Here is a 9,327-nt window from a genome sequence, read left to right on the forward strand (position 1 = left end):
TCAGGCCCCCAGGTACGCCTCGACCACGCGGGAGTCGCGGGCGAGCTCACGCGCTGGTCCCTGCAGGGTGATGACACCGTTCTCCACGACGTACGCGCGGTGCGCGATCTTGAGCGCGGCGCGGGCGTTCTGCTCGACGAGCAGCACCGAGGTGCCGTCGGCGTTGATCTGGCGGATCAGTTTCATGATCTGTGCCACCACGAGTGGTGCGAGCCCCATCGAGGGTTCGTCGAGCATCAGCAGTTTGGGCTTCGCGACCAGCGCGCGACCGACGGCGAGCATCTGCTGCTCGCCGCCGGACAGGTTCCCGCCGTGCTGGTTGCGTCGCTCGGCGAGCCGAGGCAGCAGGGTGTAGACCTCGTCGATCCGGCGGCTGACCACGGTCTTGTCGCTCACCAGGTAGCCGCCGAGTTGCAGGTTCTCGTGGACGGTCAACCGGGAGAAGATGCGGCGTCCCTCCGGCACGTGCACGAGCCCGGCGCCGACGATCTCCCACGGCTTGGCCTTGGTGATGTCCCGGCCGAACGCGCGCACGGTGCCGCCGGTGGAGCGGACCACCCCGGAGACGGTGGCGAGGGTGCTGGTCTTGCCCGCGCCGTTGTTGCCGAGCAGTGCGATGATCTCGCCCTCGCCGACGGTCAGCGTCAGCCCCCGGAGGGCGTGGACGCGGCCATAGTGGACGTCGAGGCCGTCTATTTCGAGTGCCCAGCGGCCGGCGGCGTCACTCATGGCTCATCATCTCCTCGTCCTCCTCGTCGTCGTCCCTGCCGAGGTACGCCTCGATCACGGCGGAGTCGCGGCGTACCTCGTCGGGAGTGCCGTCGGCGATCTCCCGGCCGAAGTTCAGCACCACGACCCGGCGCGACACCTGCATGACGAGATCCATGTCGTGCTCGATGAGCACGATGGCGATGCCGAGCCCACTGATGCGTTGCAGCAGGTCGAGCAGCTCCCCCTTCTCGCCGTAGTTGAGTCCGGCGGCGGGCTCGTCCAGCAGGAGCACCTTGGGCCCGCACGCGAGGGCCCGGGCGATCTCGACACGCCGCTGCTCGCCGTACGGAAGGTTCCGCGCGAGGCCACCACGGTCGCCGCGCAGGCCCACGAAGTCGAGCCACCGGTTGGCCTCGTCGGTGGCCTCCCGCTCCGTTCGCCGGAACCGGGGCGTGTGCAGTAGCGCGTCGAGGGCGTTCTGCCGCAGCCGCAGGTGCATCCCGGCGCGGACGTTGTCGAGCACGGTCAGCTCACCGAACAGACGCAGGTTCTGGAAGGTGCGTGACATCCCCCGGGCCGCGATCGCGGACGGCCGCAGGCGGGTGATGTCCGTGCCGTGCAGCGTGATCGAGCCGCCGGTGGGCTTGTAGAAGCCCGTGATGCAGTTGAACGCGCTGGTCTTGCCGGCGCCGTTGGGGCCGACGAGGGAGAGGACGTCGTCTTCGTAGACCTGGAAGGTCAGCCCGTCGACGGCTTTCACGCCGCCGAAGTCCAGGTGCAGGTCCTGTACCCGCAGCAGCGGTACGGATTCTCGCGTGCTCACGGCACTACCTCCTCGGCCTTGCGCACGTCTTGCTCCTCGGCTCTGCGCCGGTCGCGCCGGGACTGCCGTTCCACGGCCCGCGCCGGCCACAGCCCCTGCCGACGGAAGATCATCACGATGATGAGCAGGATCCCGAAGACGAAGTACCGGTAGTCCGCGGCTTCCCGGAGAAGCTCGGGCAGCACGCTGATGAAGATGGCGCCGAGTACGACGCCGGGCGTCGAGCCCATGCCACCGAGCACGACGGCCATCAGGATGAGGGCCGACCACAGGAAGGTGAAGCTCGGTGGGGAGATGGCGGACAGCTGGGCGCCGAAGAGGATGCCGGCGAGACCACCCCAGATGGCGCCGCCGATGTAGGCGGCGAGCTTCACCCGGTACGTGTTGATGCCCATCGCCTCGGCGGCGTCCTCGTCCTCCCGGATGAACCGCCAGGCACGGCCGAGCCGGCTGCGGCCGAGCCGCGCCGCGCCGAGGACGGCCAGGGCGACGACGACCACACAGGTGTAGTAGAGGCCGACCGGGCCGCTCAGGTCGACCCCGAGCAGCATGATGCCGGGGATCCCGTAGATGCCCGACGGCCCCCCGGTGATGGTGAGGTTGTTCGCCGTGATCCGGATGATCTCGCCGAAGCCGAGCGTCACGATCGCCAGGTAGTCGCTGCGCAGCCGCAGGGTGGGTCCACCGATCACGATGCCCGCGACCACCGCCGCGACGATGACGACGGGCACCGTGGCCAGCAGCGGCCAGCCGTACCTGGTGGCGAGGATGCCGCTGACGTAGGCGCCGATGGCGAAGAACGCCGCGTAGCCGAGATCGAGCAGGCCGCAGTAGCCGACGACGATGTTGAGGCCGACCGCGAGCATCACGAAGAGCAGCGCGGAGGTCATCACCGACAGGGCGTAGTTGGTGGCGGTGATGAACGGCGCCAGCAGCGCGACGGCCAGTCCGACCAGGCCTAGGTAGCGGTTCTGCTGGATGCGGTCGAAGAGCGCACGGGCGCGGGCGGGTGACGTGGCGAGGTTGGTGGTCATCAGACACGCTCCGTAACGCGCTCGCCGAGGATGCCGGTCGGGCGGAGCGTGAGGAAGACGATGAGGAAGCCGAAGGCGAAGACATCGCGCCACTGCCCGCCGACCCAGGCGGTGCCGAACGACTCGAGCAGGCCGAGCGCCAGGCCGCCGAGCATCGCGCCCTTGATGTTGCCGATGCCGCCGATGACGGCCGCGGTGAACGCCTTGAGCCCGATGATGAACCCCATCAGGAAGTCGATCTTCCCGTAGTAACCGCCGGCCATCACGCCGGCGGCGCCGGCGAGGGCGGAGCCGATGAAGAAGGTACGGGCGATGACGGCGTCGACGTTGATGCCCATGTACAGGGCCGCCGTCGGGTCCTGGGAGATGGCGCGCATGGCCCGCCCGGTCTCGGTCCCCATGACGAGCCACTGGAGGCCGGCCATCAGCAGGATCGCGATCAGGATGAGACTGGCCTGCTGGACGGTGATGCGGGCGCCGAGCAGATTGACCGGGTCGCCCGCCAGCCGGACCGGGTAGACCTCGGGGTTGGGTCCGGCCGCCAGCCGCATCCCGTACTCGAGCGCGAACGAGGCACCCACCGCGGTGATCAGCACGGAGAGCCGGGGCGCGCCGCGCAGGGGACGGTAGGCGACCCGCTCGAGCACCAGGCCGGCCGTTCCGGTCACCAGCATCGCGATGACCATGACGATGAGCAGCGCCACGAAGCCGAGGCCGGTCGCCAGCCCGCCGGCGACGCTCAGGACGCCGAAACCGACGAACGCACCGAGCATGTACAGGTCGCCGTGGGCGAAGTTGAGGAGCCTGATGATGCCGTACACCATCGTGTAGCCCAGGGCGACCAGGGCGTAGAACGATCCGACGAAGAGACCGTTCCAGAGGAGTTGGGTCATGGGAGTCCTTCGGGGCGGGGAACGCCCCGGCGGCGCACTCCCGGGAGGGCGCCGCCGGGAGCGGGCGACCTACTGCAGGGTGTCCTTGAGGACGATCTTGCCGTTCTCCACCACGAGGATCTGGAAGCCACCGCTGGAGAGCGTGTGCTCGGGCGTGAACTTCAGCGGCCCGGAGAACAGTTGGAAACCGTCGATGCCCTCGAGTGCCTTGATGACGGCGTCACCGTCGGTCGAGCCGGCCTTCCCGACCGCCTCGGCGGCCACCCGGACCGCGTCGTAGGCCTGGGTGGAGTACGGACCGGGGTCAGCGCCGAACTTGCTCTTGTAGTCCGCGATCCACTTCTCGGCGCCCTGGATCGTCTCCGGGGTCTGGGTCATGGTGGCGAAGACGCCTTCGGCGGCCTCGGGGCCGGCGATGTCCACCAGCTTCTGGTCGACCGACCCGTCGGCGACCATGACGTTGCCCTTGTAGCCCGCCTGCCGCAGCTGACGGATGATCAGGCCACCCTCCTGGTAGTAGCCGGTCCAGTAGATGAAGTCCGGCTGTCCCTTCAGGATGGCGTTGACGTTGGCGCCGTAGTCGCTCTCACCCGCGGTGACCGACTCGCGTCCGGCGAGCGCCGGCGAGCCGGTCAGCAGCTTGGCGGTGGTGTCCGCGATGTCCTTGGAGTAGCTGGTGTTGTCGTCCATGAGGGCGACCTTGGTGGCGCCCACCTTCTTCATGAACTTCAGCGCCGCGTCGGACTGCTGGGCACCGGTGCCGTTGATCAGGAAGACGTTCTTCTTGTGCTGCGCGACCAGTTCGTTGGAGTTGGCGGCCGGGATGAGCATCGGCACGCCGGCCTTCTCGAAGATCGGCAGCGTCGGGAGCGTCGCACCGGAGCAGTAACCGCCGACCGAGATCTTCACGCCCGCGGTGACCAGCTTGTTGGCGCCGGCCGTGGCGCTCTTGGCGTCGCACGCCTCGTCCTCGACCTTGAGTTCGAGCTTGCGCCCGTTGACGCCGCCCTTGGCGTTGATCTCGTCGACGGCGAGCTGCGCGGCGTTCTTCATGTACGGGCCGATGGCCGAGCTGCTACCGGAGAGCGGAGTCAGCATGCCGAGGACGATCGGCCCGTCGTCCGACTTCTCGCCTCCGCCCGAGGCGAGTCCGTTGCCACAGGCGGAGAGCATCATGGCGGCCACCGCCGCGCTGCCCACGAGGGCGACTCGCGACAGCCGGCGGGTGAGGAATGACGTCATTGTCCAAACTCACTTCCCTCAAGGACCGACACCATGGACGGCCAGGTAGCGACTGGGATCACTGCTGTGTGACGTAGCACAGCACTATGGCACAGACCACACCGTCGCTCTAGGGCGCAGGTCGAGGGTTATCGAAGCTTGACTTGAGCTCGGCTGACTGCTGTGTGATGTTCTACTGACCGTTCACGAGAGAGCCCCGTACATGCCCGCTTCCCCCGCTGCCCGTACCCGCCCCCGGCACGGCGTGCTCGTCGCAGTCGCCCTGGCCGGCCGCGAGCAGGGCAAGCATTCCTTCACCTGCCTGCACGCCGTGACCCTGCCCCCCGGCGAAGGAGCCTGATGCCCGGCGACGACGCTCTGGCCCTCACGGCCGAGGAAGAGTCGATGCTCGCCGGGGAGCAGGGCCCGGCCACCGCGATGTGCATGCGGCTCATCGTCGGGGTGGCCCGCGCGAACGGTGCCGAACGGTTGGTGCCGATCGAGTCGGCGCACGCCGACGGCTGCCTGTACCACGGCGTGGCGGGGCTGGAGTTCACCGAACGGCTGGTCTCCCTCGGCGCCCGGGTGCGGGTGCGTACGACGCTCAACGTCGGCTCGCTCGATCTGCTGCACCCCGGGCTGGTACGCGCCGGTGCGGAGGTGACCGAGAACGGCCGGCGCCTGATGGACGCGCATGTGGCCCTCGGCTGCGAGCCGATCTGGTCGTGCGCCCCGTACCAGTCCGGCCACCGCCCCGCAGCGGGCAGCCACGTGGCGTGGGCGGAGTCGAACGCCATCGCCTTCGTCAACTCGGTGCTCGGGGCGCGCACGGACCGGTACGGCGACTTCATCGACATCGCCGCCGGCATCACCGGCCGGGTCCCCTACTCGGGTCTGCACCTACAGGGGAACCGCACCGCCGCACTGGTGCTCGACTTCGCTGCGGTCCCCGCCGCGCTGCTCGACGACGACGTCGCCTGGCCCTCGATCGGGGCGCTGCTCGGGGAACTCGCCGGAACCCGGGTCGCGGCGCTCACCGGCCTGCCCGGCGACCTGAACGACGGCGGGGTCACCGAGGACCGGCTCAAGGCGCTCGGTGCCACCGCCGCGTCCGCCGGCGGCGTCGCGCTGTTCCACGTCGTGGGGGTGACCCCGGAGGCGCCGACACTGGACGCGGTGCTCGCGCCCGGGGCCACCACCGTGCCGGTGACGGCCCACGACCTCAGGCGAGCGCGCGACCGGCTCAGCAGCGCCGCCACGACCTCACTCGACGCCGTCAGCCTCGGCACCCCGCACTTCTCGCTGTCCGAGTTCGCGGCGCTGGCGCGCGAGTTGCGCGACGGGCCGCCGTTCGCCTCGTCGGTCGACGTGTTCGTCTCGACCAGCCGGGCCGTGCTGGCCGAGGCACAGGCTCGCGGGTACGCCGACGCCGTGCGCGACGCGGGTGGCCGCATCCTCACCGACACCTGCACGTACGTGACGCCCGTGCTGCGCGACGGGATCCGCACCGTGATGACGAACTCGGGCAAGTGGGCCTGGTACGCGCCGGCCAACCTCGGAATCGACACCGTACTGGGAAGCCTGGCCGAGTGCGTCGCCTCGGCAAGAGCCGGGAGGGTGGTACGCGATGAGCGGCTCTGGGGATGAGCCGGTGACCATGTCCGGCCGATCCCTGCATCCCGGAGCGGCGGACGGGGTCGTCCTCGCGCTCGACGAACCGCTCTCGTTCTGGGGCGGGGTCGACGCGCGCGGGGTGATCGTCGACGCCCACCATCCGCAACGCGGCGTCACGGTCGCCGGACAGGTCCTCGCGATGCAGGCCGGTCGCGGATCCAGCTCCTCCACTGCGGTACTCGCGGAGCTGATCCGGTCGGGGCACGCGCCGGCGGCCCTCCTCCTGGCCGAATGCGACGCGATCCTGGTGATCGGGGCCCTCGTCGCCGCCGAGATCTACGGCACGAGCCTGCCCATCGTGCAGCTCACCGGCGACGACCTGGCACGACTGCACACCGGCACCCAGGCCGCCGTCCTCGCCCACACCGCACCCCGCCCGGCCACCGTGATTGCGAAGACCCGATGACCGCGACGCTGCCGTACCTCGACGACGCCGACGTCTTCGGCCTGGTGCCGTTCGCCGACGCCGTCGCCGCACTGGCGAAGGCCCTCTCCGGCGGACTCGACCCGCAGGCGTCGCTGCAACGCTCCATCCACGACGTGGAGCACGGACAGCTGCTGCTGATGCCCGCCGAGACCGCCACCGCCGTGGGCGTGAAGCTGAGCACGGTGGCTCCGGGCAACTCCGGCCGGGGCCTCCCCCGCATCCAGGCGCTGTACGTGCTCTACGACCGGGTCACGCTGACGCCGGTGGCGCTGCTGGACGGCACGGCCCTCACCACGTTGCGGACCCCCGCGGTTTCGGCGGTCGCGGTCGACCACCTCGCCGCGCCCGGGGCGCGACACCTGGTCGTGCTCGGCTCCGGTCCACAGGCGTGGGGGCATGTGCAGGCGCTGCGAGCCGTCCGCTCGCTGAGCGACGTCACAGTGGTGGGCCGGGACCCCGACCGCGCGGCGGCCCTGGTGGCCAGGGTCCGGGGCAGCGGTCTGGACGCGCGCGTGGGCAGCCACGACGACGTCGCGGATGCGGACGTGGTGGTCTGCGCCACCACCGCCCGCCAGCCGCTCTTCGACGGCCGCCGGCTGCGCCCGGGAACCTGCGCGGTCGCGGTGGGCTCCCACGAGCCGGACGCCCGTGAACTCGACGACGTGACGATCGGCGCCGCCGAACGGGTGGTCGTCGAGTCCCGCGGCGTCGCGCTACGCGAAGCGGGCGACATCATCCAAGCCGTACGCGCCGGCGCCGTCGGCGAGGACAGCCTCATCGAGCTTCGCGACGCGGTACGTCTGGCACCCACCACCGGTTCATCGGTCTTCAAGAGCGTCGGCATGGGCTGGCAGGACCTCGTGGTGGCCGATCTGGCCCACCAGCGCTGGACGGAGCAAGGCCATGCCTCTCGTGCCTGAGGTCCTCGCGCCCTCGCTCGTTGACGCGGTGAGCAGGTCGCCTCGGACACAGCCACCGCGGACCCGGTGATGAACGGAAGCCCGTCGCGCACGTAGCTTCTACGCCGGACAGCACCACCGGGCCTCGCTGAACCAGCGATACAACAACATGCCGCTTTCAGCGCGCTACGGACATAGCAAGTTGGGCCGCCCGACTCCCGGATCTGTCGATGAGCGTGCGTCCGATCATGACTCGGGCCCGGACCTGCTCGACTCCGTCTTCAGCTCGGCCAACGTGGGATGGGAGAAGCCCCACCACTGGTTCTTCCGCCACGTCCTAAAACAGACCGGACGGCCGTCGCACGTTTGGATGGTCGGCGGCAATTCCCTTTGCCAACATCCGTTACCTGACAGCGGGCCGGGAACCGGATTTCAGCGGAGCGGCTGTTGTCAAGGTCTCGGCGATCCAGCGCGCCACGCCGTCGTCGGTGTTGGCGCCGATCACCTGTGTGGCGGCCGCCCGGACCTCGGGCGCAGCGTTGGCGACCGCAAGCGCAGCGTCGGCGACCGCGAACATCGGCAGGTCGTTGAGCTGGTCACCGAAGCATGTCACCCTTTCTGCTGCTACCTCGGCAGTCAACGCAGCAACCGCAGTGGCCTTGGTACCGGAGGTCACCTCCAGCCACCATTGCCCAGGCGAGTAGATGTCCTCGGCGAGAACGAAGTGGCAGCCACCCGCCGTGTCAGAGAGCTGCTCGAAAAGCTCGCGCAACGGCTGCCGGTCGCCGATCAAGGAGACATAGAACACCGATGCCGCACCGATGTCGTTCCGGTTGGAAAGGGGCAGCAGCCGGGGGTCGCCGGGTCGGGCACGCAGAAAGTTCGCCACTCCAGGTGTGATCCGGTCGGCCAGCCAGCAGGCACGGTCCCTGCCCTCCCGAATGACGTACACAATCGGTTGCACGCGCCGTGAACAGTCGGTAAGACGAAACACCGCCTCGACCAACGCGGCTGGCAGGAACTGCGCCTGACGTGCCTGGCCGGTCAAAGGGTCCACGACGACCACGCCGCCGTACGTCATGACCGGAAGCCGCAGCCGCAACGGCGCGGTCACGCGTGCGGCACTGGTGTAGGAACGGGCTGTCGCGTAGGTGAACAGTCCACCACTGGCGATATACTCGTTGATCACGCTGACCGTGAACGCACTCAGGGTCGCGTCTGGTCGAAGGAGCGTTCCATCAAGGTCGGAGACCAGCAGCTCTCGATGGTTTCGGTGCCCCAGCCCTGACATGTGTGTGGACCTTAGCAGGATCGGCAGAAGCGAGAAGGATCCCGGCGGCCGGTCGACGCCCTCGCACCCCTGCACGACGCCGAGTTCGGGGCGTGCGCTGCCACGCCGCCGAGCGCGCTCGATCACGTTTCCGCTCATGCCGCGATCAGCGCGATGGCCGCGCCTGACGCGGGCGCGCTGTCATGCCGAATGGAGGACGTTCATAGTGGCGCCTGACGTCGTTGGTGGGAGGGTGATTCGCTCGGCTGTTGCTGTTGGCTCCAGTACTCCTCGAGGCGGTCGGCTAGTTCCGTCGGGTGGCCGAGCATCGGGAGGTGATCTCCGGGCACCTCGTCCGGAGTGATGTGTAGCCGC

The 9,327-nt window shown here is 69.4% G+C and carries 10 protein-coding genes; 4 read left to right on the plus strand and 6 right to left on the minus strand.

What is annotated here, in order from left to right; translation table 11 throughout:
* The 5 genes from BXA10_RS27925 to BXA10_RS27945 form a co-directional block, all read right to left on the minus strand.
* Positions 1 to 729, minus strand: a complete 729-nt coding sequence (locus BXA10_RS27925; RefSeq protein ID WP_076473832.1) for an ABC transporter ATP-binding protein — start codon at positions 727 to 729, stop codon at positions 1 to 3.
* Positions 722 to 1,534 (minus strand): ABC transporter ATP-binding protein, encoded by an 813-nt coding sequence (locus tag BXA10_RS27930; RefSeq protein WP_076473833.1) that lies wholly within the window; start codon positions 1,532 to 1,534, stop codon positions 722 to 724. The genes BXA10_RS27925 and BXA10_RS27930 overlap by 8 nt, the downstream gene beginning before the upstream one ends.
* Complete coding sequence (locus BXA10_RS27935) at positions 1,531 to 2,568, minus strand: branched-chain amino acid ABC transporter permease (protein WP_084753420.1); 1,038 nt, start codon at positions 2,566 to 2,568, stop codon at positions 1,531 to 1,533. The genes BXA10_RS27930 and BXA10_RS27935 overlap by 4 nt, the downstream gene beginning before the upstream one ends.
* On the minus strand, positions 2,568 to 3,461 hold the full coding sequence (locus BXA10_RS27940) for a branched-chain amino acid ABC transporter permease (RefSeq protein WP_076473834.1): 894 nt from the start codon (positions 3,459 to 3,461) through the stop codon (positions 2,568 to 2,570). Before BXA10_RS27940 ends, BXA10_RS27935 begins: the two co-directional genes overlap by 1 nt.
* 69 nt (positions 3,462 to 3,530) lie before the next feature.
* Complete coding sequence (locus BXA10_RS27945; protein WP_084753422.1) at positions 3,531 to 4,703, minus strand: branched-chain amino acid ABC transporter substrate-binding protein; 1,173 nt, start codon at positions 4,701 to 4,703, stop codon at positions 3,531 to 3,533.
* Between the two features lie 202 nt (positions 4,704 to 4,905).
* Here BXA10_RS27945 and BXA10_RS31715 point away from each other — a divergent pair, with 202 nt between their 5' ends.
* Genes BXA10_RS31715 through BXA10_RS27960 form a run of 4 tightly spaced genes read left to right on the plus strand, consistent with a single transcriptional unit; the run spans position 4,906 to position 7,703 of the window.
* Positions 4,906 to 5,043, plus strand: a complete 138-nt coding sequence (locus BXA10_RS31715) for a hypothetical protein (RefSeq protein WP_175649330.1) — start codon at positions 4,906 to 4,908, stop codon at positions 5,041 to 5,043.
* On the plus strand, positions 5,043 to 6,329 hold the full coding sequence (locus BXA10_RS27950; RefSeq protein WP_076473835.1) for an aconitase X: 1,287 nt from the start codon (positions 5,043 to 5,045) through the stop codon (positions 6,327 to 6,329). The genes BXA10_RS31715 and BXA10_RS27950 overlap by 1 nt, the downstream gene beginning before the upstream one ends.
* Entirely contained in the window at positions 6,310 to 6,762 is a 453-nt protein-coding gene (locus BXA10_RS27955) for an aconitase X swivel domain-containing protein (protein WP_084753424.1), read from the plus strand. Before BXA10_RS27950 ends, BXA10_RS27955 begins: the two co-directional genes overlap by 20 nt.
* On the plus strand, positions 6,759 to 7,703 hold the full coding sequence (locus tag BXA10_RS27960) for an ornithine cyclodeaminase family protein (protein WP_076473836.1): 945 nt from the start codon (positions 6,759 to 6,761) through the stop codon (positions 7,701 to 7,703). Before BXA10_RS27955 ends, BXA10_RS27960 begins: the two co-directional genes overlap by 4 nt.
* 382 nt (positions 7,704 to 8,085) lie before the next feature.
* Here BXA10_RS27960 and BXA10_RS27965 read toward each other — a convergent pair whose 3' ends face one another.
* On the minus strand, positions 8,086 to 9,111 hold the full coding sequence (locus tag BXA10_RS27965) for an HAD hydrolase family protein (protein ID WP_084753426.1): 1,026 nt from the start codon (positions 9,109 to 9,111) through the stop codon (positions 8,086 to 8,088).
* Positions 9,112 to 9,327: the final 216 nt, after the last annotated feature.

This window comes from Micromonospora avicenniae (assembly GCF_900156065.1).
In the GTDB taxonomy this organism is placed as follows: Bacteria; Actinomycetota; Actinomycetes; order Mycobacteriales; family Micromonosporaceae; genus Micromonospora; species Micromonospora avicenniae.